The sequence below is a fragment of the Pseudomonas sp. C1C7 genome, assembly GCF_013359595.1.
Classification (GTDB): Bacteria; Pseudomonadota; Gammaproteobacteria; order Pseudomonadales; family Pseudomonadaceae; genus Aquipseudomonas.
In genome coordinates this window covers 51534-72620 of sequence record NZ_JABFMP010000033.1, presented here as the reverse complement: position 1 = coordinate 72620, position 21087 = coordinate 51534, and the positions used below count along the sequence as shown (strand labels likewise).

Sequence of the window (21087 nt, the reverse complement as noted above, 5' to 3'; positions counted from 1 at the left end):
CCATCCTCCAATAAAAAAAGGATCGACCATGAAACGAATACTGCGCAACCTGACCCTGGCGGCCTCCCTCGGCCTGACATTGTGTGCCTTCACCGCGCCCGCCAGCGCGGCGCAGGAGAAACTGCGATTTGGCGTGGCCGCCGAGCCGTACCCGCCGTTCCTGGTGAAGACGCCTACAGGGCAATTCACCGGCTTTGAACCGGACCTGATCCGTGCACTGTGCGAGCAGATGAAGGCCGAGTGCGAGATCAAGGAAGTGGCGTGGGACGGCATCATTCCGGCGTTGATCGCCAACAAGTTCGACGTGCTGTTCAACTCGATGGGCATCAGTCCCGAGCGGCAGAAGGTGATCGCGTTTTCCCGTCCCTACTATGAAACCACCGGCATTTTCGTCGCGGCCAAGGACATCGATGTGACCCTGACGCCCGAAGGTCTCGCCGGCAAGGCCATCGGCGTGCAGGGCTCGACCACCAACGCCGAATTCATCCGCACCGCCTATGGCAAAACCTCCGACATCCGCATCTACAACACCCAGGACGACTGCAACGCCGACCTGATTGCGGGGCGCATCGATGTGATGTTCCTCGACAAGCTGGGCGACATCGAATTCCTCAAGTCCCAGGACGGCTCGGCGTTCGAGGAGAAGGGCACCGGCAGCGTGAAGATGGACCCGCTCAAATATGGCCTTGGCGTCGGCGCGGGGCTGCGCAAGAGCGACGTCGAGCTCAAGACCCAGATCGATCAGGCGCTGACCCAGTTATATGAATCGGGCAAGTACACGCAGATATCGCAGAAGTACTTCCCGATCGATCTGTGGCCGCACTGAAAGCTGAAGCAACCCCACTCATCCACCCTGGATCTACCCACGAGAGCATAAAAATGAGCGTTTTCACTCACGTCACTGTCGGTACCAACGATCTGCAAAAAGCCCGCACCTTTTACGACAAGGTGCTCGGCGCCCTTGGCCAGAAACGCATCGCTGACCTGGAAGACAACGGCTCGATATGGGGTGAGAGTGCGCCATCGTTCTTCGTGCTCAAGCCCGCCAACGGTGCGCCGGCGACTGTGGGCAATGGCGTGACCGTGAGCTTCGAAGCGCCGGATCGTGCGGCGATTGATGCGTTTCATGCGGCGGCACTGGCCGGTGGCGGCACTTGCGAAGGCGAACCGGGGCCGCGGGGTTGGGCGCCGAATGCCTATGCTGCGTATGCCCGGGATCTGGATGGCAACAAGCTCGCGGCGTACTGCTTCAAGCCTGCGTAACCTCTGAGACATGCACAATCCCCCTGTGGGAGCGGCGGTGCGACGATTCGACTTGCTCGCGAATGCGGACTCCCGGTCGACATCTGTGTTGCCTGACACCACGCTTTCGCGAGCAAGCCCGCTCCCACAAGGAGAAACCTGTAGGAGCGAGCCTGCTCGCGATGGTCGCCAACGATAATGCGCAAAACCAGCACCCCGCGGCGTCCAATGCTTTATCGCGAGCAGGCTCGCTCCCACAGTTTTTTGCCTTGCGCAAATTGTCACGCTCAACAACACACCTGGCAGCCAGACTCAAAGGCCTCGCAACCATCCCGGCGATAATCCGAAGCTGAAGTAATGTCCCAAGGTACTACCCGGCAGGAGGCTGAGCGTGGTTGCATTGCTGCTTCGTCTGACCCTGCTGGTCACACTGCCGTTCGTGCTGCTGTTGTTCATGACCCCGATGCCGGGCATCGATCCTGCCTGGGATTTTGCCAATGGGGCAGGGTTCCTGGCCGGCATTCTGTTGGCTGCGCTGTTCATCTACAGCGGTCGCCCGCTCTCCGAGCCTTACTACGACGGCAAGTTCTTCATGAACCTGCACCGCGACCTCGGCTACGCCGCCACGCTGTTGCTGGCGTTGCATGTGGGCGTGCTGCTGATCAGCGAGCCGCAAGTAGTCGACTACCTCAAGCCATCAGCCACCTGGCCCATGCTGAGCGGCACCCTGGCGACCCTGTTGTTGCTGGTGCTCGTGCCGACCAGCCTCTCGGCCGTTCGCAAAAAGCTGTGGCGCAATCATCGGCATTTCAAACTCTGGCACTACGGGCTGGGGGCGCTGATGTTGGTGTTGGTGAGCGTGCATATGCTCAGCGCCGGTTTCTACACCGCAGCGCTGTGGAAGTGGTTCTTTTGGGTGGGATTGATCGGCGCGGCGATCCTCAGGCCGCTGTTGCCTCGGGCTGCATTGGTGCGCGGTGGCGGATCGAGGCGGCGTCATACCGCAAGTTATGCCAGCTGGTTGTGTGCAGGGATGGTGGTGATCGCCATAACTCTGGCGCTCGGTTATTCGCTGCTGGCCAACAGTGATTTGCCGTTATGAAGCGCATGCATCTTTTTGGGGTGTTGATTGCGACGGCAGGGCTGGGCTATTTGCTCAACGCTGGTCACGGGCAGTTGCTTCAGGACCGCCCGTTGCTGCCGCTGAATTTCAATCATCAACTGCACGGCAAGGTGAACTGCCTGACCTGCCACCACGATTACGCCGACCACGCACCCTCGCCACCCACCGGGGAACGCAGCTGTGTGTTGTGCCACAAGAAGACGCCTGCGTTGGCGCAGCGCATCGAACAGGATTTCCATGGCTTGTGCCGAGATTGCCATCTGAAGCAGGTACAGGTGTTTCATGCGGCGGGCCCGGTTCGAGAGTGTCAGCGCTGTCACGCCCAGCCCGTGTCAGGTGTGCCCGAGTAACCCGGGATTTTCTCCATACACCACAACCCGTAGGAGCGAGGCTTGCCCGCGAAAGCGGTGTGTCAGACTGCATCTCCCTCGACTGCCCCTGCGCATTCGCGGGCAAGCCTCGCTCCTACAGGTACAGGTGGCGTTCAGTCCAGATCACTGGCCTGATGCCGTTCAGGCACCTGGCTTTCCTCATCGCCCCAGGTTCGGTTAACCCGCTGACCACGCACCACCGCAGGCCGCTTGGCGATGTCTTCGGCCCAACGCTGCACATGCTTGTATTCATGAGCCGAGAGAAACTCAGCCGCCGAGTACACCTTGTCCCGCACCAACTGCCCATACCACGGCCACACCGCAATATCGGCGATGCTGTATTCCTCACCAGCCAGATAGGCACTTTGCGCAAGCCGACGGTCGAGAACATCCAGCTGACGCTTGGCCTCCATGGTGAAGCGATTGATCGGGTACTCGTATTTCTCCGGCGCATAGGCATAGAAATGCCCGAAACCACCCCCCAGATACGGCGCCGAGCCCATCTGCCAGAACAGCCAGTTCAGGGTCTCGGTGCGCCCCGCAGGATCCTTGGGCAGGAAGGCGCCGAATTTTTCCGCCAGGTACAAAAGAATCGAACCGGACTCGAACACGCGGATCGGCGGCTCTGCGCTGCGGTCCAGCAAGGCCGGGATTTTCGAATTCGGGTTGATGTCGACAAAGCCGCTGGAAAACTGATCCCCTTCGCCGATGCGGATCAGCCAGGCGTCGTACTCGGCGCCGGAATGCCCCAGGGCCAGCAGTTCCTCGAGCATGATGGTGATCTTCACGCCGTTAGGCGTGGCCAGCGAATACAGCTGCAAAGGCTGCTTGCCCACCGGCAGGGTCTTGTCATGGGTAGGGCCGGCAACCGGGCGGTTGATGTTGGCGAACTGACCGCCGGACGGGGCTTCGTGTTTCCAGACCTTGGGCGGAACGTAGGGCTTTTTGCTCACGAAATGGACCTCCTGGTGATGTGCTGATCGCCGACGAAAATAACACAAGACGAATGGCTAGCCGCTGGGCATCTGACACCCCGCGGCGTCCCGGATTCCATCGCGAGCATGCTCGCTCCTACAGGGCCGTCGCGGTATTGACCATCGGCGCAGGGCGACGGTTGATCAGGGTCAAGCCGAACAGCACCAGACCGGTCAGGGTCATGGCAAAGCCCGCCCAGCCAGCGGACAGCAGGCCATAACCCGCATCGATCGAGGCGCTGCCGCCCCACGCGCCGATGGCATTGCCCAGGTTGCACGCGGCCAGGAGCATGGCACCCATCAGCGAAGGTGCTTGCGGGGCCAGTTTGGTCAGGCGTACTTGCAGGGTCGGCAGGGACGCCATGAGGCCGGCACCCAGGACGAACAGGGCAGGGAACAGCACCCAGGGGTTTTGCCCGGCCGTGGCGATGATCGCCAGCATCGCCAGCGCTACGCCGAAGCCCAGCACGATGCCGCGCATCGGATAACGGTCAGCCATCGGCCCACCGACGCTGTTGCCCGCCGTCATGCCCAGACCGAAGATCGCCAGGGCCACCGGGATCATCGCCGGGGCCAGGTGTGCCGCATCGGTGATGATCGGGCCGATGAAGGTGTAGACCGCGAACAGGCTGGCAATGCCGGCCGTCGCCACCGCCATCACTCCCCAGACGCTGCCGGTGCGCAGGGCCGACAGTTCCTGAATGATCGGCGTACCGTTCAACGCCTCGCTGCGTGGCAGCCACTGAAAGATCGCCAGCAGCGCCAGACCGGAAAGCACCGCCACCGCCAGATAGGTTTCACGCCAGCCCAGGTGTTGACCGAGAAAGGTCGCCAGCGGCGAGCCGATGATGGTCGCGATGGTCAGCCCGGTCATGACGATGGCGAACGCCTTGCCTTCCTGCCCGGGGCCCATGATGTACGAGGCCACCATCGCGCCGGCGCCGAAGTAGGCACCCTGAGGCAGACCGCTGAGGAAACGCGCGGCCATCAGCAGATTCAGATCGGTCGCGATGGCGGACAGCACATTGCCGACCACGAACAGCGCCATCAAGGCCAGCAGCAGCGTGCGGCGATTGAGCCGGGCCGCTGCCAGAGTCACCGCCGGTGCGCCGATCACCACGCCCAGGGCGTAAGCGGTGATGGCGTTGGTGGCCTGGGGTACGTCGATGCCGAGGCTGGCGGAAAACAGCTGGATGATGCCCATGCTGGCAAATTCCGAGGTGCCGATGCAGAAGCTGCCCAGGGCCAGGGCAAACAGCGCAAGGGCACGAGTCAGCTTGTTCGCAGATGGCGTGTCTGTCATGTGAATCACCTTGATTTGAGTTGAGCCGCTTCGAGTCGACTGCCGGTTCCGGCAGCCCCTTCTGGATGGGCCCAACTATGATTCAAGGTGAGATATTCAAGAAGTTTGTTTGCTTGATGTTAGATATTCACATGGCATTATGTCTGCTCAATCCTGCGATCCAGACGGTGGCAACCCATGCGCTACGATCTCAATCTGTTGCCGGTGTTCATTGCGCTGATGGAAGAGCGCAGCGTCACCCGCGCCGCACTGCGTCTGGGCATCACTCAGCCGGCACTGTCCAACGCGCTCAACCGGCTACGCGACACCCTGCAGGACCCGCTGTTCATCCGCGAGCGCTACGGCATCAAGCCGACCCAGTTCGCCGAAGAGATCGCCCCGGTGATCGTCGAAAGCCTGACCCGGCTCGATGAGGTGCTCATCGGTCGGCAGCATTTCGATCCGGCGACCGCGACCCGCCAGCTCAACATCGCCGTGAACACCTACGTTGAAGTGGTACTGGTACCCAGCATCGTCGCCCGGCTGCGCGAGCAAGCGCCGGGGATCAAAATGTCGCTGTCGCCCTATGGCAATGACCTGGCGGAAACCGGGGCGATTTCCGGCACCACGGACATGGTGCTCGGTCGCATCGTCGAGCCGCCCGACAACCTGATCGTCCAGCACTTGATGGACGACAGCCTGGCCTGCGTGGTGCGGGCCGACCATCCGGACATCGGCGACAGCCTGTCGCGCGAACAATACGAGTCGCTGCGTCACGTCAACATTCAGCCACCGGGACGTCTCAGAGCAGGGCTGTTCCAGGCCCTCGACCGCCAGGGCCTGCGGCGCGAGCTGGCGATCTCGGTGACGCATTTTCTCGCGGTGCCGGAGATCATCGCGGTCACCGATTACTGCGCGACCCTGCCTCGGCAGATCTGCAAGCAGATCGCCAAGGACTCGCGCCTGAAGGTGGTGGAAGCCCCGGTGGATCTGGGCACCTTCCCGGTGCAGATCGCCTGGCACGTGCGTTATCGCAACGATTCGGCGCACAAATGGTTCCGCCAGTTGCTGGTGGAGACCGCCGCCGGGTTGTCCGCGGCCACCTGAAGTTCATTCGCCGCAGGCAAACATCGGCAGGCGCTGCAGCATCCAGTTGAGCAGTTCCTGGGCCGGGGCGGTCAGCGCTCGACCGGACTTCACCAGCACTTTGGCCTCGACCCCGAGAAACAGCGGATGGTCCACCAATACCGCCGTCAAGCTGCCCTGGGCAATCTCCCGATAGGCCGCGTATTCCCCCAGCAACGAAGCGAAATCCCCGGACGCCACCAGACGTTTGAGGGCCGCCAACGAGTTGCTGACCAGCGCCGGACGGATCTCGATCTTCTCGGCGTACTCGAGCATCTTGATCGCATGACCGATGCCGAAGGTGGTGGGGGTCAGCACCAACTGGCAGGCCAGGACATCCTCCACCGAGGCAACGCCACCCCGGACGGCCAGCGGGTGATCCGGTCGCACCAGCAGCATCACCGGCTGCGAAGAGGTGGCGCAGAAATCGATGTGCGCGTGCAGCGGCGGATTGTAGGCCAGGCCTATGTGCGCGCGGCTTTCCGCCACTTCGCTGAGCACATCGTCCACCGGCAGGATGTCCAGGGTCACGTCGAGCTTGGGGTACTGCTTGCAGAACGGCGCCAGCACGTTGTCGACCAGGGCATCGACATATCCCTCGCTGATCACCACCCGCACATGGCCCTGTTGCAGGCCCTTGATCGCCTGCAGCTGGTCTTCGAGCCGTTCCTGGTGCGAGCGATACCCGCGCCAGAACTCCAGCAGATGCGCCGCCGCCTCGGTCGGCTGCACACCCCGGGCCTGACGCTCGAACAGCTGCGCGCCCAGTTCCTCTTCCAGCAGCTTGATCTGCCGGGTGATCACCGAAGGCGAGGTGTTGATGCTGTCCGCCGCGCCACGGATCGAACCGTGGACCAGCACTTCGTGGAAATACCGCAGCCGTTGCTGGTTGATCTCGCGCATATCGTCTTCCCTCAAGTCGAGTGTTGCTCATGGAGCAACGATACGCGAACTTAGTTGCTCTTGCTGGTCTGAAGGTGCCGGCGCAACATCCCTCCCACGACCTCTGTGAACAAGAATAATTGGAGACGCGCATGACCACCTTCACTCCCGAGGCAAGAACAGACGCCCTGGCGGGCCTGTACCGCAAGCTCAACTGGCGCCTGCTGCCATTGCTGTTCATCTGCTACGTCTTCGCCTATCTGGACCGGATCAATGTCGGTTTCGCCAAGTTGCAGATGCAGAGTGACCTGGGCCTGTCCGATGCCGCCTATGGCGCAGGCGCCGGGATCTTCTTCCTCGGCTACGTGCTGTTCGAATTGCCCAGCAACCTGATGCTGCCCAAGGTCGGCGCGCGCAAGACCTTCAGCCGCATCCTGGTGTTATGGGGCATCACCTCGGCCTGCATGCTGTTCGTGCGCGACGTGCCGACCTTTTACGTGATGCGTTTTCTGCTGGGGGTGTTCGAGGCCGGGTTCGCGCCGGGGATGATCTATTACCTGTCCTGCTGGTACGGCCCGACGCGGATGGCACGGGCCATCGCCATCGTGTTCATCGCCGGGCCCATCGGCGGCATCGTCGGCGCGCCGCTCTCGGCCTGGCTGATGACCACGCTGGCGGGTGTCGGTGGCATGGCGGGGTGGCAATGGATGTTCCTGATCGAGGGCCTGCCGTGCGTGTTCCTCGGCGTCCTCACTTACTTCGTGCTGGCCAACAGGCCGGCGGACGCCCGCTGGCTGAGCACTGAAGAGAAGCAACTGCTGGCCTCGGAACTCGGCACAGCGGCAGGGCACTCGCATTCCTTCAAGGCGGTGCTGCGCGATCCGAAAACCTATGTCTTGGCATCGGCCTATTTCTGCATCATCTTCTCGATCTACGCCATGAGCTTCTGGCTGCCGGCGATTCTCAGGGACCAGGGCGTCAATGACACGCAACAACTGGGCTGGTTTGCGGCGATTCCCTACATCGGCGCCGCCATCGGCATGTACTTCATCGGCCGCCGCTCCGACCGGTTGGGCGAGCGACGCCTGCACTGCGCGGTACCGGCGGGCATCGGCGCCTTGATGATGCTGATGTTCCCCTTCGCCGCCGGGCACGTGTTGCCGTCGCTGGCCCTGCTGTCGGTGGCCACCGCCGCGATGTTCATGGCCTACACCGTGTTCTGGACCATGCCCTCGGAACACATCAAGGGCGAAGCGGCCGCCGGCGGTATTGCCTTCATCAACACCATCGGCCTGTCCGGCGGGTTCTGGGGGCCGGCGGTGATCGGCTGGGCGAAAACCGCCACCGGCACCATGAACCTGGGCGTCGTCGCTGTCGGCTGTGCCGCGCTGTGTGCGACCCTGATCGTCCTGTTCAACAAATCTTCATCCCATCCAACGCCCGTCGCCGAGTTCAGCGCCGGTTGAAACCAACCTCCTGTTCCGTAAGGAACCTTTGAAAGAGAGCACTGCCATGCTGCTATACATGTCCACCTGGGCCGAAATCGAACAGTTCCTCCAGCGCAGCCGCACCATCGTGATTCCCATCGGCTCGAACGAACAACACGGCCCGACCGGCCTTTTGGGCACTGACTGGATGTGCCCGGAAATCATCGCCCGCCAGGCGCAAAAAGAGGCCGACATCCTGATCGCGCCGACCTTCAATATCGGCATGGCGCAGCACCACCTGGGTTTCCCGGGCACCATTTCCCTGCGTCCTTCGACCTTCATGGCGGCGATCGGTGACTGGGTGCGCTCGCTGGCGGCCCACGGCTTCGAAAAGATCCTGTTCCTCAATGGCCACGGCGGTAACGTCGCGTCGATCGAAGCGGCGTTCTCGGAAATCTACGCCGAAGCCAGCTTCGCCAAGCGTCCTGCGGGCTTCGCCTTGAAGCTGTGCAACTGGTGGGACCTGGAAGGGGTGAACGAACTGGCCAAACAGCAGTTCCCCACCGGCCACGGCGTGCATGCGACCCCCTCGGAAATCGCCGTCACCCAGTGGGCCTACCCGGACGCCATCAAGACCGCCGACTACTCGCCCCAAATCGCCAACTGGGGCCCGATCCGCGAAGCCGCCGACTTCCGCGCCCGTCATCCGGATGGTCGCATGGGGTCGGACCCGGCGCTGGCGACTCCGGAAAAAGGCCGTGAACTGGTGATGCTGGCGGCGCAGGGGTTGGTGCAGGAGGTGGCGGCGTTTAGCCGGGAGTCCAAAGCGGGCTAAAAACCGGATTGGAATGGGGCCTTTTGTGGCGAGGGGGCTTATCTGACTGGCATTAAGGCGTTGCCTGCGATCAGTCAAGTCAAACCCGATCCCTGTAGCAGCTGGCGAAGCCTGCGTTCGGCTGCGAAGCAGTCGTGAAATCAGCCAACGCGCTGTATCAGACAGACCTCGCATTCAGGATTTGCGACTGCTGCGCAGCCGAACGCAGGCTTCGCCAGCTGCTACAGGAATGGTGTTCAGCCGCTGTACAGTTCAGGCGGCAATTCACCAATCCCTTTCAGATGAGTTTCCAGAAACTCGCGCAACACCCGCACCTTTGTCGAGTACCGCCGGTTCGGCAGATACGCCATGTAGATCTGCCTGCCAGTCAGCGAGTTGACGAACCGGAAGTCCGGCAACACGATCTGCAATTCACCGCTCAGCAGCAGATCCCGCACCAGCCAGATCTCGAACTCGGCAATACCCAATCCTCCACACACCGCTTCAAGCAGCAGCTCCGAGTTGTCCGACTGCAGATTACCCTTTGGGAAAATCGAGTGTTTGACCTCGTCCCGGGTGAAGTACCAATGGGGGTCGGCGTCGGGGTGCAGGTAGATCAGGCAATTGTGTGCGCTCAGTTCTTGCGGTGTGGCGGGGTGTCCGCAGCGCGCCAGGTAGTCGGGCGTTGCGCAGAGCAGTGAGTCGTTGCGACTGATCGGGTAGGCGATCAGGTTTTCCAGATGATTTTCCCCTTCGTGGATATCCAGATCGAAACCGCCGACGATCATGTCGTTGTGGTTGTCGGTCAGGCGCAGGTCCATCTGGATGCCGGGGTACATCTGCAGAAAGGGTGCGATCAGCGGCGCCAGAAAACGCCTGCCGAAGGCCACCGGCGACACCAGCTTCAGCGGGCCGCTGGGGGCAAGGTTGAGATCGCTGACCACCCGCAGGGTGTCGTCCAGATCCGCAATCATCGACAACGCCCGGGCGTGATAGATCTGGCCCGCTTCGGTGAGGGCGACGATGTGCGTGGTGCGATGCAGCAATGCGGTGCCCAGGGATTTTTCCAGCGCCGAAATCATGCGGGTCAGGGTCGAAGGGGAGACGTGCATCTCCCGGGCCGCCGCGGAAAAGGTGCCCAGTTCGACCACTTTGACCAGTGCCCTCATGACGCCCAGATGATCGATACGTGCCGTTTCAGAGGTCATGGTTAGCTGAATGCCTTTGCGTCAGGTGCAAAACCGAATTCTGTTTCGCGATATTCCATCGGTATTTGCTGGAATATAGACTCATTTTCGATCGAAGTGCGCACGTCGTTCATCACAACCGACCACGTATTGGCCCCGCAGGACCATTGATCCGCGGGGTAATCTTTGGAGTATCGAGATCACCATGGATTTTCCCGCACACGTTCCATTGGCCATTGCTACCCGAAACGAACACGTGGAGCGCATCCACTGGGGCTCGGTGGCCGTTGTCGACAATCAAGGATCGCTGCTGGCGTACGCCGGCGATCCCGCCGCCATGATGTTTTCCCGGTCCACGCTCAAACCTTTCCAGGCCATCCCGTTCGTGCGCGATGGCGGCGTGGAGCACTTCGGCTTCTCCGACGAGCAGGTGGCCGTGATGTGCGCCAGTCACTCCGGGGAAGCGAACCATGTGAATGCCGTGAGCGGCATGCTCTCGAAAATCCAGCGGGCTTCCACCGACCTGGGCTGCGGCTGCCACTTGCCGGACTTCTACACCGTCGACAATCTGCCGCCCCAGGGTTTTCGCTACGACCAGCGTCACCACAACTGCTCCGGCAAGCACAGCGGCTTCCTCGCCTATTGCCGCTTGCACGGTTTGCCCAGCGAGACCTATCTGACCCCCGAACATGCCTTGCAGCGCGACATCCAGAATGTCGTCGCGTCACTGAGCGGTGTTGCGCAAAACCAACTGTGGACCGGGACCGACGGCTGCAACGCGCCGAACCTGGGCATGCCGTTGTCGCGACTGGCGTTGTTGTGGGCACGTCTGGCCAGCGGTGATGGCGGTGGCGATGGCAGCCTCGATCCGATCCTCAAGCGCCTGTTCGAAGCCATGCGCAGCCATCCGGAAATGGTCTCTGGCACCGGTCGTGCCGATCTGGGCATCACCCTGTCTTCCAATGGCGACTGGGTGGCGAAAACCGGTGCCGATGGCGTGCAGACCGTGGGCATCCGCAGCCGTGGCCTGGGCGTGGCGGTCAAGGTCAGCGATGGCGATTTCCCCAGCGTGTTCGCCGTGACCATCGCCGTGCTCAAGCAACTGGGCGTGCTGGAGCAGGACAGAGATTGTCCGCTGCTGGCACCCTGGGCCGATCCGGTGCTGCGCAGTTACAACGGTGCGCCGGCCGGCCAATTGAAAGCCACGGTGCAATTGAAGTTCGTCTAATGCGGGGGGCCTGCCGGGCACCCATCAGACTTTAGGGCAGATCGAAAACCATGCTATCGACTCACTCACACAACCAGCAGACCTCCGCCATCTCGCTGCGCGCCGTCAACAAGTTCTTCGCCAGCCAGCAGGTGCTGTTTGACGTTGACCTGGAAGTGCAGCCCGGTGAAGTGGTGGTGATCATCGGCCCGTCCGGCTCGGGCAAGTCGACCCTGTGTCGCTGCATCAACCGCCTGGAAACCATCACCAGCGGCGAGATCTTCCTGCACGGTGAACGCCTGCCGGAAGAGGGCGGGGCACTGGCCAGGATGCGCGCCAAGGTCGGGATGGTCTTCCAGAGCTTCAACCTGTTTTCCCATCGAACCGCCTTGCAGAACGTCGCCATGGGGCCGCGCAAGGTCCTTGGCATGCGCGGCGCGCAAGCGGACGCCTGGGCCATGCAATTACTCGATCAGGTCGGCCTTGGGCACAAGGGCAAGTCTTATCCGGCCGAGCTTTCGGGCGGCCAGCAACAGCGTGTGGCGCTGGCCCGTTCGCTGGCGATGAAACCCAGCGTGATGCTGTTCGATGAACCGACCTCGGCCCTGGATCCGGAAATGGTCAACGAGGTGCTCAAGGTCATGGTCGATCTGGCTCGCACCGGCATGACCATGGTGGTGGTCACCCACGAGATGGGTTTTGCCCGCTCCGCCGCCGACCGGATCATTTTCATGGATGCCGGGCGGATCGTCGAAAGCGCTCCCCCGGAAACCTTCTTCAGCGCGCCTCGCTCGGAGCGCGCCCGCGAGTTTCTGTCCAAGGTCCTTGCACACTGATTCACCCAACTGAAAACACAATAAAAAGAGAACCCAAACATGCGCTCAAATCGAATCGTTTCCCTCGGCGTCTCCCTCCTGGCTTCGTGCATTTTCGCCTCGTTCGCCTCGGCCTCTACCGTTGAGCAGTTCCCGGCCGATTCGACCATGGCCAAGATCCAGAAACGCGGCAAGCTGGTGGTTGGCAGCTCGCTCAATACCCTGATGTTCTCTTCGCGCAACCCCATGACCGGCGACGTCGAGGGGTTCGAGGCTGATCTGGCGCGGATGCTGGCGAAGAAACTCACCGGCTCCGAAGACAACATCGAGTGGGTCAGCACCACGCCGGAGAACCGCATTCCGCTGGTGGAGAACAAGCGTGTCGACATGGTCATCGCCACCATGACCGTGACCGATGAGCGCAAGAAGGTCATCGGTTTCGCCGGCCCTTACTACCTTGCCGGCCAGGATTCGCTGGTCCGCGCCGACGATCAATCGATCAGGAAAACCGCCGACCTGGATGGCAAGACCGTCTGCGTGCTGAGCGGCACCACCGTGGAGCGCAACCTCAAGCCGTTGGCGCCGACGGCCAGGATCGTCACCTTCAGCGACGCCTCGGCCTGCGTCGAGGGGCTGATCGACAAGCGTTTCGACGCCTATGTCGACGACGGCGCCACGCTGGTCGGCGAGTCCATGCGCCAGCCGGGGAAAATGCGTGTGGTCGGCGCGCCGTTCACCGAAGAGCCTTACGGTATTGCCGTGATCAAGGACGACACCGTGTGGCGCGACTGGCTCAACAGCCAACTGAGCGCTTCGATCCAGAACGGCCAGTGGAAGGAAATGTACGGCAAGGACCTGGAAGAGGGGCTGGGCGCACCGCAGGTGCCGGTGATCGAACAATAAGGCGCGGCTGAGGCGAACCTGATGTCGTATATCGAACGCTTTCTGGGCGGCATTGCGGTCAGCGTCCAGCTGACCCTGCTGTCCTTCGCCATTGCGATCGTTCTCGGGCTGCTGCTGGCAATCATGAGGGTGAGCCCATGGCCACCCTTTCGCTGGTTTGCCAGCAGCTACGTGGAACTGATGCGGATGATGCCGCTGCTGGCGCTGTTGCTGCTGTTCACCTTCGGCCTGCCGAAGCTGGGCTTCATGTACTCGTTGTTCACGTCCACCGTGCTGGTGCTGGGGTTGTACAGCGCGGCGTGGATCTGCGAAGTGGTGCGGGCGGGCATCAATACCGTGCCGATCGGGCAGGTTGAAGCGGCACGCAGCATCGGCATGCGCTTCGACCAGATTCTGAGTGAGGTGGTGTTGCCGCAGGCCGTGCAGTCGGTGATCGCGCCGCTGGGCAACCTGTTCATCATTCAGATCAAGGCATCGGCCATCGGCGCCGCGATCGGGGTGGCGGACATCACCTACACCGCGCAGAAGATCAACTTCGACACCGCGCTGGCGGTGCCGACCTTCCTCGGTGCCATGGCGGCCTACTTCCTGCTGACCCTGCCTGCGGGGCTTTTCTTCCGCTTCCTGGAGCAAAAAATGGCGGTGGTGCGATGAACGCGGACAATCTGCTGTACGAACCGCCGGGGCCGATTGCCAGACGGCGTAACCGGATCATCTCGGTGGTCGGTGTGGTCCTGCTGTTGTGCTTCGTCTATGCGGTGGGGCATCGCCTGGATGCGAGTGGCCAGTTCGATGCCCATCGCTGGAAAATCTTCCTGCATCCGGGGACGCTCAAATTCCTGTTCGACGGCCTGGTCGCCACCTTGCTGGCGGCGGTGATCAGCACCGTGCTGGCCTTCAGTCTCGCGGTGCCGCTGGCACTGGCGCGCCTGTCGCACAGGTTCTGGCTGCGCACGCTGGCCGCGGGTTATATCGGTTGCTTCCGTGCGGTCCCGCTGCTGTTGCTGATCCTGTTCACCGTGATCCTCTTGCCTTCGGTCGGCCTGCACTGGTCGGCGCTGGGCTACCTGATCTTCGGCATGGTCCTGCACCACAGCGCGATGACGGCGGAAATCGTCCGGGCGGGGATTCTTTCCTTGGGACGCGGTCAGCGCGAAGCGGCCCTGTCGATCGGCATGCGCGAACACCAGGCGATGATCTGGATCGTCCTGCCCCAGGCGCTCAAGCTGATGCTGCCGGCATTGATCAGTGCGATCCTGGCCATCGTCCAGGACACTTCGTTGGGCTACATCATTCCGTATGAAGAGCTGTTGCGCCGGTCCCAGCAGATCTCCAGCTTCGCGCCGCAATCGCTGCTGCAATCGGCGTTCATCGTCACGGTCATGTACGGTTTCGTCAGTGCGTTGCTGCTGGCGCTGCGGCGCTGGATCGAACGGCGGCAGGCCTATACTTCACGGGCCGTCGTGCGCGACGACGGGGAGGTGGCCGAGGTGAAACTGGCGACGGTTCCCGGTCTGCCGACGGGGCTTGAACCGCTGCCCAGACGGGATCAATGACCTTCACCTGCACAGGAGACGCACCATGGACCGAATCACGGGCGGTTGTCTGTGCGGCGATGTCCGGATCGTGGCAACGGGGCGCCCGTATCGGGTTGGCCTGTGCCACTGCCTGGACTGCCGCAAGGTCCATGGGGCGTTGTTTCATGCTTCGGCGATTTTTCCGCAGGCGGCGCTGAGCATCGAGGGGGAGACGCGGGAGTACGCCGGACGGTGTTTCTGCCCTCGGTGTGGGTCTTCGGTGTTCAACCGCAGCGGCGATGAAATCGAGATAAACCTGGGATCCCTCGACGCCCCCGATCAATTCAAACCGACCTACGAACTCTGGACCATACGCCGCGAAGCGTGGTTGCCGGCGTTTCCTCTCGCCAAACACTACGAACGCGACCGTGAATCCACGGGGCGAACCGAATAATAACCGCATGGTATTTCCTATCCGGGAGCGGGCCAGACCCTTGACTTGCGTACGACCGCGATCCCTGTCGGAGCTGCCGAAGGCTGCGATCTTTTGATCTTGCTTTAAACAAAATCAAGAGATCGCAGCCTCGTTTCACTCGTCAGCTCCTACAGGTGGCGTGGATCAGCGGCTGATTTGTGCCAACGCCTGCGCCAGGTCCGCCCTCAGGTCCTCGACATCCTCGACCCCCACCGACAGCCGTATCAGCGAATCGCCAATCCCCAATTGCGCCCGGGTGTCCGGGGGGATGGTGGCGTGGGTCATGATGGCCGGGTGTTCGATCAGGCTTTCCACGCCGCCGAGGCTCTCGGCCAGGGCAAAGATCTCCACGCTTTCGAGGAAACGCCGGGCGCCGGCGAGGTCGGTGTTCAGGTCCAGGGAGATCATCCCGCCAAAACCACGCATCTGCTGACGCGCCAGTTCGTGCTGCGGGTGCGATGTCAGGCCGGGGTAGTAGACTCGCGCCACCTGTGGCTGACGCTCCAGCCACTGCGCCAGTTCCAGGGCATTGCTGCAGTGGCGTTCCATGCGCAGCGCCAGGGTCTTCACCCCGCGCAGGGTGAGGAAGGCGTCGAAGGGACCGGCGATGGCGCCCACGGCGTTTTGCAAAAAGCCCAGGCGCTCGGCGAGTTCAGCGTTCTGGCCGACCACGGCGATGCCGCCGATCACGTCGGAGTGGCCGTTCAGGTACTTGGTGGTCGAATGCAGCACGATGTCGAAACCCAGCTCCAGCGGGTGCTGGATCCACGGGCTGGCGAAGGTGTTGTCGGCCACGCAGATGATCCCGCGGGCGCGGCAGAGGCGGGCGATGGCGGCCAGATCGGTGAGGCGCAGCAGCGGGTTGCTCGGCGTTTCGACCATCACCATGCGGGTGTCGTCCTGCAACGCTGCCTCGAACGCCGACAGGTCCGTCAGGTCGACGAAGCTGAAACGGTGCCCGGCACTGCGCTGGCGTACCTTGTCGAACAGGCGGAAGGTGCCGCCGTACAGGTCATTGCCGGACACCACATGGGAGCCGGCTTCCAGCAGTTCCAGCACCGTGGAAATGGTCGCCAGCCCCGAAGCAAAGGCAAAGCCCCGGGTGCCGCCTTCCAGATCCGCCACACAGCGCTCCAGGGCGAATCGCGTCGGGTTGTGCGAGCGCCCGTAGTCGAAACCCTTGTGCACGCCGGGGCTGTCTTGCAGGTAGGTGGAGTTGGCATAGATCGGCGGCATCAGCGCCCCGGTGGTCGGGTCCGGGGATTGGCCTGCGTGGATCACCCGGGTCGCGAAGCCCCGGGGCGCGGCGTTTTTATCCTGACTCATGCAAGGGTTCTCCGTAGATGATTGAGCATGTCGACCCGGGTAATCAGGCCGTGGAAACCTGAAGCATCGGCGATGATCGCCACCAGACCGCGGTCGAGCACCGCTTCGAGCTGCGCCCGGCTGGCGTCGGGTGCGAGGGTTTGCAGCTTGTCGGTCATGGCGCAGGTGACGGTCATGCGAAAGTGCGCATCGCCACTCTGCACGTTCAGCAGAATGTCGGATTCGTCGATCACCCCGACCAGGCGCTTGCCGTCCTCCAGCACCGGCAGTTGCGAGACATCCGCCAGGCGCATGCGCTGGAACGCGGTGAGCAGGGTGTCGTCGGGGCCGACGCTGATCACCCGGCCATCCTCGAAGCGCCGGGCGATGAGGTCGCGCAGGTCGCCATAACGTTTGCTTTGCAGCAGGCCCTGATCGGACATCCATTGATCGTTGTAGACCTTGGACAGATAACGGGTGCCGGTGTCGCAGACGAAGCTGACGACCCGTTTCGGCTCGGTCTGTTCCCGACAATAACGCAGCGCCGCCGCCAGCAGGGTGCCGGTCGACGAACCGCCGAGAATGCCTTCTTTGCGCAGCAACTGGCGGGCATGGTCGAAGCTTTCCTCGTCGCTGATCGAGTAGGCGTGACGCACGCTCGACAGGTCGGTGATCGAGGGGATGAAGTCTTCGCCAATGCCTTCCACCGCCCAGGAGCCGGGGGCGCCGAGGGTGCCGCTGCGGCTGTACTCGGCCATCACCGAACCCACCGGGTCGGCCAGGACCATTTCCAGGTCCGGTTGCACCCGTTTGAAGAACCGGGTCAACCCGGTGAGGGTCCCAGCCGAACCGACACCGACGACAATCGCATCGACATCATGTTGGGTTTGCGCCCAGATCTCCGGCGCGGTGCTGCATTCGTGGGCCAGCGGGTTGTGCGGGTTGTTGAACTGGTCGGCGAAAAACGCGTCGGGAATTTCCCTGGCCAGCCGCGCGGCCACGTCCTGGTAGTAATCGGCGTGGCCCTTGCCGACATCGGAGCGGGTGATGTGCACCTCGGCGCCCATGGCCTTGAGGTGCAGGACTTTTTCCGTGGACATCTTGTCCGGCACCACCAGCACCACGCGATAACCCTTGGCCCGGCCGACCAGCGCCAGGCCCAGGCCGGTGTTGCCGGCGGTCGCTTCGACAATGGTGCCGCCGGGTTTGAGCCGGCCATCGCGCTCGGCGGCATCGATCATTGCCAGACCGATGCGGTCCTTGATCGAGCCGCCGGGGTTCTGGGATTCGAGCTTGAGAAACAGGGTACAGGGGCCCGTATCGAAACGGCTGACACGCACCAGTGGCGTATTGCCAATCAGTTCGAGCACGGCAGGGCGGGAGTCGTTCGGCATCTCATCACCTCACTGCAGGGATCCTTGGTGGATTGCCGTCGATCGCCTGCGAGTCTTCGCGGCAGTCGCAGCAATTGCCTCGTCTGGACCATAGGCCCGGATCGCCACACTCGCAACCGCCTTGCTGAAAGTAGCCCCGACATTGGGGAAATGACCTGTGATGGGGTGGTTTTGTGGGTAGTGTTATGGGGCCATCAGGGCAGCCACCACAGGGATCGGGTCTGGTTGCTAGAGAGTGGCCCTGATCAGGATCCAGTTGATCTGGTGCATGACCTCGGTGATGGTCGTCAGCCCGCAGGCCTGCATGCCGGCCATGAGCGTTGCCTGATAGGGGGTGATGGCCAGGCCTGCCAGGGGCTGGATCTCCGGTATGAATCTGCCCGCCAGGCCGATGGCCGTGAGGGTTGCAGCGCTCACCATTGCCGCCGCGGCGGCGGTCAGAACCACGGCCAGTACGACCATGACGGCCGCCAGCGCCGCCAACAAAACTGCCAGTGTCGATTGCCCCGCCATGCAAACCTCCGCAGACCGTTGCGCCACAGGGAAGTCGGTTGACTGTCCCCGGCGAAACCTGCCAAAGCAAGGCGCGGGCCAAGCGCTGCGAAGTGTCGATACAATTGTGTAACGGCTAGCGAAAGCGCGCTTCCAGGGACTCGGCAAAGGGATACCAGGCAAACCACGGCTTGGCTTCGTCGAGCACCTGCTGGACCGACGGTCGCTGGATCAATCGCTCGAAGTACGCGCTGAGCCGTGGGTAATCATCGGCGTAGGGCACCAGGGTGCGGGCGTAGAACAGCGCCGGCACGGCCGAGCAGTCGGCCATACTGAAGTCCGGGCTGGCGACCCAGCCGCCGGCGTCCAGTTGCTGCTCGAGCATGCCGTAGGCGGTCTGCAGGGTGACGCGTTGTTTGCTCAGGTCGGCCTGGGTGGCATGGATGCGATCGGCGACAATCTGCTGCATCGGCTGCTGGACGTAGAGGTCGAAAAAGCGATCCCAAAGCCGCACCTGCAACGCCGTCTCCCAATCGTCGGGGATCAGCTTCTGTCCGCCTGAATGGAAATGGTCCAGATATTCGATGATCACGCTCGATTCGGCCACGGTGCGCTGGCGGGCATGATCGCGGATCACCGGGAACTTGATCAGCGGCCACAGCGCTGCGAGTTCCGCGCGCTCGGTTTCGCTGGAGAGGTCGATGAGGCGCTTTTCACAGTCGATCCGATGTTCGTACAGCGCAACCAGCGCCTTGTGGCAGAACGACGAAAGCGGGTGGTAGTACAGCGTCAGGGACATGACGAGTCTCCTCGGTACGGGGTGCCAAGCAGTATTGACCATCGATGAAAACCTGCCGGGCGGATTTTCAAATACGCCCGCGATCCATGCCTCTGCACGACACGCCGTATCCCTCTACGAAAACTACTTTCACCGCGTTTGAAAAACGCCTCCCGAAATGTTTTAAGAGTTTCACATTTTGATTCACCCAGCCCCTGTAGGAGCTGTCGAGTGAAACGAGTCTGCGATCTTTTGATTGTTTAAAAGCAAGATCAAAAGATCGCAGCCTGCGGCAGCTCCTACAGGGGACGAGTTTCGATCCAGCCAACTTTGAAATTTTCAGGCCCATGTTCATTCATCGGGCACGGGCCTCTGCGCGCCCGAAACAAGCCACAGCACACCCCAATAACGATAAGAAATCCCCAGGAACCCCGTATGTTGAAACGAGCAATCCCCACCGTCATCCTCCTGGCCAGCGGCTCGGTAGCCGCCCAGGCCGCCGACAGCCACGGCTTTCTGGAGGACAGCAAAGCCACGCTGTCGATGCGCACCCTGTATTTCAACAGCGACAACCGCGACGGCGCGGCAGAGCCCTCGAAAACCGAGGAAACGGCACAGGGTTTCGTGCTGCGTTATGAGTCCGGTTTCACCCAGGGCACGGTCGGTTTCGGCCTGGATGCCCAGGCGCTGCTCGGTGTGACCCTCGACAGCGGTGCCGGGCGTCACGTCGGCAGCGGCATGATCCCGAGCGACGGCGATGGCGCTGCCGACAGCTGGAGCAGCTTCGGTCCGACCGCGAAGATGCGCCTGGCGAAAACCGAACTGCGCTACGGCACACTGTTGCCCAAGCTGCCGATCCTCTTGTCCAACGATGCCCGCGTGCTGCCGCAGTCCTTCACCGGCACCCAGATCACCTCCAAAGACATCGACGGCCTGACCCTGACCGGCGGTTTGCTGGAGCAGGCCGTGGGCCGCGCCTCGACCGACCGCACCGGGCTGTCGGTGGCCGGCGCCACTCGCGACAGCAACAAGTTCTACTTCGCCGGCGGCGACTACGAGGTCACCAAAAACCTCAAGGCCCAGTACTACTTCGCGCAGCTGGAAGACTTCTACAACCAGAACTTCCTGGGCCTGGTGCACATGCTGCCGCTGGACGGCGGCAGTTCGATCACCACCGACCTGCGCTACTTTCGCACCACCTCCAGCGGCGCCAACAGTTCGGCGGCGGGCAGGGCGGCGGGGTATCGGGTGTCGGGTTACACCGATGACAACGATGGCGAAATCGACAACAGCACCTGGGCCGCAATGGTCACCTACACCAACGGCGGCCACGCGGTGGCGCTGGGGTATCAGCAGGTCGGGGATGGCAGCAACTTCGTCCAGCCCAACCAGGGCAGCCTGCCGGACAAGGGCGCCGGTGGCGGCAGCGTCTATCTGCCCACCGACCGCATGATCCAGAGCTTCACCCGCGCCGGCGAGCAAACCCGCTTCGGTCAGTACACCTACGACTTCGCGGCGCTGGGCGTGCCGGGACTGAAGGCGTCGATCGCTTATCTGAAGGGCACCGGGATCAAGGCGCAGGACAGCGGGGATCAATCGGAGTGGGAGCGGGATATGACCCTGGACTACGTGATTCAGTCGGGCACGTTCAAGAACGTCGGTTTCTCGCTGCGCAACGGGCAGTCCAACACCGAGGCGGGGCGTGATGTCGATCAGAGCCGCTTCATCATCAACTACGCGATTTCGTTGCTGTAGCTCAGGGGCGGCAGGATCG

At 62.4% G+C, this 21087-nt stretch carries 22 protein-coding genes; 14 read left to right on the top strand and 8 right to left on the bottom strand.

Annotated elements, in window-relative coordinates; all coding sequences use genetic code 11:
• Positions 1–28: 28 nt before the first annotated feature.
• From HNO86_RS23490 to HNO86_RS23475, 4 genes are all read left to right on the top strand, one after another.
• Positions 29–826 (top strand): transporter substrate-binding domain-containing protein, encoded by a 798-nt coding sequence (locus HNO86_RS23490; protein ID WP_175379313.1) that lies wholly within the window; start codon positions 29–31, stop codon positions 824–826.
• Between the two features lie 53 nt (positions 827–879).
• Complete coding sequence (locus HNO86_RS23485) at positions 880–1263, top strand: VOC family protein (RefSeq protein ID WP_175379312.1); 384 nt, start codon at positions 880–882, stop codon at positions 1261–1263.
• Positions 1264–1633: 370 nt separating this feature from the next.
• Positions 1634–2344 (top strand): ferric reductase-like transmembrane domain-containing protein, encoded by a 711-nt coding sequence (locus tag HNO86_RS23480; protein ID WP_175379311.1) that lies wholly within the window; start codon positions 1634–1636, stop codon positions 2342–2344.
• Complete coding sequence (locus HNO86_RS23475) at positions 2341–2715, top strand: cytochrome c3 family protein (RefSeq protein WP_175379310.1); 375 nt, start codon at positions 2341–2343, stop codon at positions 2713–2715. Before HNO86_RS23480 ends, HNO86_RS23475 begins: the two co-directional genes overlap by 4 nt.
• Positions 2716–2849: 134 nt before the next feature.
• Here the strand turns inward: HNO86_RS23475 and yghU are convergent, their stop codons facing one another.
• Both yghU and HNO86_RS23465 read right to left on the bottom strand, forming a co-directional pair.
• Entirely contained in the window at positions 2850–3689 is an 840-nt protein-coding gene (gene yghU, locus HNO86_RS23470) for a glutathione-dependent disulfide-bond oxidoreductase (RefSeq protein ID WP_175379309.1), read from the bottom strand.
• 118 nt (positions 3690–3807) lie between these two features.
• Positions 3808–5013 (bottom strand): MFS transporter, encoded by a 1206-nt coding sequence (locus HNO86_RS23465; protein WP_175379308.1) that lies wholly within the window; start codon positions 5011–5013, stop codon positions 3808–3810.
• A gap of 177 nt (positions 5014–5190) precedes the next feature.
• Between HNO86_RS23465 and HNO86_RS23460 the strand changes: the two genes are divergently transcribed.
• Positions 5191–6099 carry a LysR substrate-binding domain-containing protein gene (locus tag HNO86_RS23460; RefSeq protein WP_175379307.1) on the top strand — a complete coding sequence of 303 codons (909 nt, stop codon included), beginning with the start codon at positions 5191–5193 and terminating at the stop codon, positions 6097–6099.
• A 3-nt stretch (positions 6100–6102) separates the two neighbouring features.
• Here the strand turns inward: HNO86_RS23460 and HNO86_RS23455 are convergent, their stop codons facing one another.
• Positions 6103–7020, bottom strand: coding sequence for a LysR family transcriptional regulator (locus HNO86_RS23455; RefSeq protein WP_175379306.1), 918 nt, complete (start codon positions 7018–7020; stop codon positions 6103–6105).
• 131 nt (positions 7021–7151) lie between these two features.
• Here HNO86_RS23455 and HNO86_RS23450 point away from each other — a divergent pair, with 131 nt between their 5' ends.
• Together HNO86_RS23450 and HNO86_RS23445 are read left to right on the top strand one after the other, a co-directional pair.
• Positions 7152–8465 (top strand): MFS transporter, encoded by a 1314-nt coding sequence (locus HNO86_RS23450; RefSeq protein ID WP_175379305.1) that lies wholly within the window; start codon positions 7152–7154, stop codon positions 8463–8465.
• A gap of 46 nt (positions 8466–8511) precedes the next feature.
• A complete protein-coding gene (locus HNO86_RS23445; protein ID WP_175379304.1) occupies positions 8512–9261 on the top strand; it encodes a creatininase family protein in 750 nt (249 codons plus the stop codon).
• A gap of 236 nt (positions 9262–9497) precedes the next feature.
• On the opposite strand, the gene HNO86_RS23440 is transcribed toward HNO86_RS23445, so the two are convergent.
• A complete protein-coding gene (locus tag HNO86_RS23440; RefSeq protein WP_175379303.1) occupies positions 9498–10448 on the bottom strand; it encodes a LysR family transcriptional regulator in 951 nt (316 codons plus the stop codon).
• A gap of 184 nt (positions 10449–10632) precedes the next feature.
• On the opposite strand from HNO86_RS23440, the gene HNO86_RS23435 reads away from it, so the two are divergent.
• From HNO86_RS23435 to HNO86_RS23410, 6 genes are read left to right on the top strand one after another with little or no spacing between them, the layout of a single operon-like run.
• Complete coding sequence (locus HNO86_RS23435; protein WP_175379302.1) at positions 10633–11655, top strand: asparaginase; 1023 nt, start codon at positions 10633–10635, stop codon at positions 11653–11655.
• A 50-nt stretch (positions 11656–11705) separates the two neighbouring features.
• A complete protein-coding gene (locus tag HNO86_RS23430) occupies positions 11706–12470 on the top strand; it encodes an amino acid ABC transporter ATP-binding protein (RefSeq protein WP_175379301.1) in 765 nt (254 codons plus the stop codon).
• A 39-nt stretch (positions 12471–12509) separates the two neighbouring features.
• Positions 12510–13352: a glutamate ABC transporter substrate-binding protein gene (locus tag HNO86_RS23425; protein WP_175379300.1), complete on the top strand. Its 843-nt coding sequence runs from the start codon at positions 12510–12512 to the stop codon at positions 13350–13352.
• A 21-nt stretch (positions 13353–13373) separates the two neighbouring features.
• On the top strand, positions 13374–14006 hold the full coding sequence (locus tag HNO86_RS23420) for an amino acid ABC transporter permease (protein ID WP_175379299.1): 633 nt from the start codon (positions 13374–13376) through the stop codon (positions 14004–14006).
• Positions 14003–14908 carry an amino acid ABC transporter permease gene (locus tag HNO86_RS23415; RefSeq protein ID WP_175379298.1) on the top strand — a complete coding sequence of 302 codons (906 nt, stop codon included), beginning with the start codon at positions 14003–14005 and terminating at the stop codon, positions 14906–14908. Before HNO86_RS23420 ends, HNO86_RS23415 begins: the two co-directional genes overlap by 4 nt.
• Positions 14909–14933: 25 nt before the next feature.
• Positions 14934–15323 carry a GFA family protein gene (locus HNO86_RS23410; RefSeq protein WP_175379297.1) on the top strand — a complete coding sequence of 130 codons (390 nt, stop codon included), beginning with the start codon at positions 14934–14936 and terminating at the stop codon, positions 15321–15323.
• A 165-nt stretch (positions 15324–15488) separates the two neighbouring features.
• Here the strand turns inward: HNO86_RS23410 and HNO86_RS23405 are convergent, their stop codons facing one another.
• The 4 genes from HNO86_RS23405 to HNO86_RS23390 all read right to left on the bottom strand — a co-directional run bounded on the left by HNO86_RS23405 (position 15489) and on the right by HNO86_RS23390 (position 19334).
• The gene (locus HNO86_RS23405) at positions 15489–16670 is read right to left on the bottom strand and encodes a cystathionine gamma-synthase (protein ID WP_175379296.1); all 1182 of its coding nucleotides are present in this window, start codon (positions 16668–16670) and stop codon (positions 15489–15491) included.
• Positions 16667–18043, bottom strand: coding sequence for a pyridoxal-phosphate dependent enzyme (locus HNO86_RS23400; protein ID WP_175379295.1), 1377 nt, complete (start codon positions 18041–18043; stop codon positions 16667–16669). The genes HNO86_RS23405 and HNO86_RS23400 overlap by 4 nt, the downstream gene beginning before the upstream one ends.
• Positions 18044–18271: 228 nt before the next feature.
• Positions 18272–18556, bottom strand: coding sequence for a hypothetical protein (locus HNO86_RS23395; protein WP_175379294.1), 285 nt, complete (start codon positions 18554–18556; stop codon positions 18272–18274).
• 115 nt (positions 18557–18671) lie between these two features.
• Positions 18672–19334: a glutathione S-transferase family protein gene (locus HNO86_RS23390; protein WP_175379293.1), complete on the bottom strand. Its 663-nt coding sequence runs from the start codon at positions 19332–19334 to the stop codon at positions 18672–18674.
• A gap of 414 nt (positions 19335–19748) precedes the next feature.
• On the opposite strand from HNO86_RS23390, the gene HNO86_RS23385 reads away from it, so the two are divergent.
• Positions 19749–21068 (top strand): OprD family porin, encoded by a 1320-nt coding sequence (locus HNO86_RS23385; RefSeq protein WP_175379292.1) that lies wholly within the window; start codon positions 19749–19751, stop codon positions 21066–21068.
• The last annotated feature ends 19 nt before the right edge of the window (positions 21069–21087 follow it).

Excerpts from the sequence above, each read along its gene's own strand:
- HNO86_RS23490 (WP_175379313.1), top strand. The coding sequence starts at position 29 with ATGAAACGAATACTGCGCAACCTGACCCTGGCGGCCTCCCTCGGCCTG.
- HNO86_RS23485 (WP_175379312.1), top strand. The coding sequence starts at position 880 with ATGAGCGTTTTCACTCACGTCACTGTCGGTACCAACGATCTGCAAAAA.
- HNO86_RS23475 (WP_175379310.1), top strand. The coding sequence starts at position 2,341 with ATGAAGCGCATGCATCTTTTTGGGGTGTTGATTGCGACGGCAGGGCTG.
- HNO86_RS23465 (WP_175379308.1), bottom strand. The coding sequence starts at position 5,013 with ATGACAGACACGCCATCTGCGAACAAGCTGACTCGTGCCCTTGCGCTG.
- HNO86_RS23460 (WP_175379307.1), top strand. The coding sequence starts at position 5,191 with ATGCGCTACGATCTCAATCTGTTGCCGGTGTTCATTGCGCTGATGGAA.
- HNO86_RS23455 (WP_175379306.1), bottom strand. The coding sequence starts at position 7,020 with ATGCGCGAGATCAACCAGCAACGGCTGCGGTATTTCCACGAAGTGCTG.
- HNO86_RS23450 (WP_175379305.1), top strand. The coding sequence starts at position 7,152 with ATGACCACCTTCACTCCCGAGGCAAGAACAGACGCCCTGGCGGGCCTG.
- HNO86_RS23445 (WP_175379304.1), top strand. The coding sequence starts at position 8,512 with ATGCTGCTATACATGTCCACCTGGGCCGAAATCGAACAGTTCCTCCAG.
- HNO86_RS23440 (WP_175379303.1), bottom strand. The coding sequence starts at position 10,448 with ATGACCTCTGAAACGGCACGTATCGATCATCTGGGCGTCATGAGGGCA.
- HNO86_RS23435 (WP_175379302.1), top strand. The coding sequence starts at position 10,633 with ATGGATTTTCCCGCACACGTTCCATTGGCCATTGCTACCCGAAACGAA.
- HNO86_RS23430 (WP_175379301.1), top strand. The coding sequence starts at position 11,706 with ATGCTATCGACTCACTCACACAACCAGCAGACCTCCGCCATCTCGCTG.
- HNO86_RS23425 (WP_175379300.1), top strand. The coding sequence starts at position 12,510 with ATGCGCTCAAATCGAATCGTTTCCCTCGGCGTCTCCCTCCTGGCTTCG.
- HNO86_RS23420 (WP_175379299.1), top strand. The coding sequence starts at position 13,374 with ATGTCGTATATCGAACGCTTTCTGGGCGGCATTGCGGTCAGCGTCCAG.
- HNO86_RS23415 (WP_175379298.1), top strand. The coding sequence starts at position 14,003 with ATGAACGCGGACAATCTGCTGTACGAACCGCCGGGGCCGATTGCCAGA.
- HNO86_RS23410 (WP_175379297.1), top strand. The coding sequence starts at position 14,934 with ATGGACCGAATCACGGGCGGTTGTCTGTGCGGCGATGTCCGGATCGTG.
- HNO86_RS23405 (WP_175379296.1), bottom strand. The coding sequence starts at position 16,670 with ATGAGTCAGGATAAAAACGCCGCGCCCCGGGGCTTCGCGACCCGGGTG.
- HNO86_RS23400 (WP_175379295.1), bottom strand. The coding sequence starts at position 18,043 with ATGCCGAACGACTCCCGCCCTGCCGTGCTCGAACTGATTGGCAATACG.
- HNO86_RS23395 (WP_175379294.1), bottom strand. The coding sequence starts at position 18,556 with ATGGCGGGGCAATCGACACTGGCAGTTTTGTTGGCGGCGCTGGCGGCC.
- HNO86_RS23390 (WP_175379293.1), bottom strand. The coding sequence starts at position 19,334 with ATGTCCCTGACGCTGTACTACCACCCGCTTTCGTCGTTCTGCCACAAG.
- HNO86_RS23385 (WP_175379292.1), top strand. The coding sequence starts at position 19,749 with ATGTTGAAACGAGCAATCCCCACCGTCATCCTCCTGGCCAGCGGCTCG.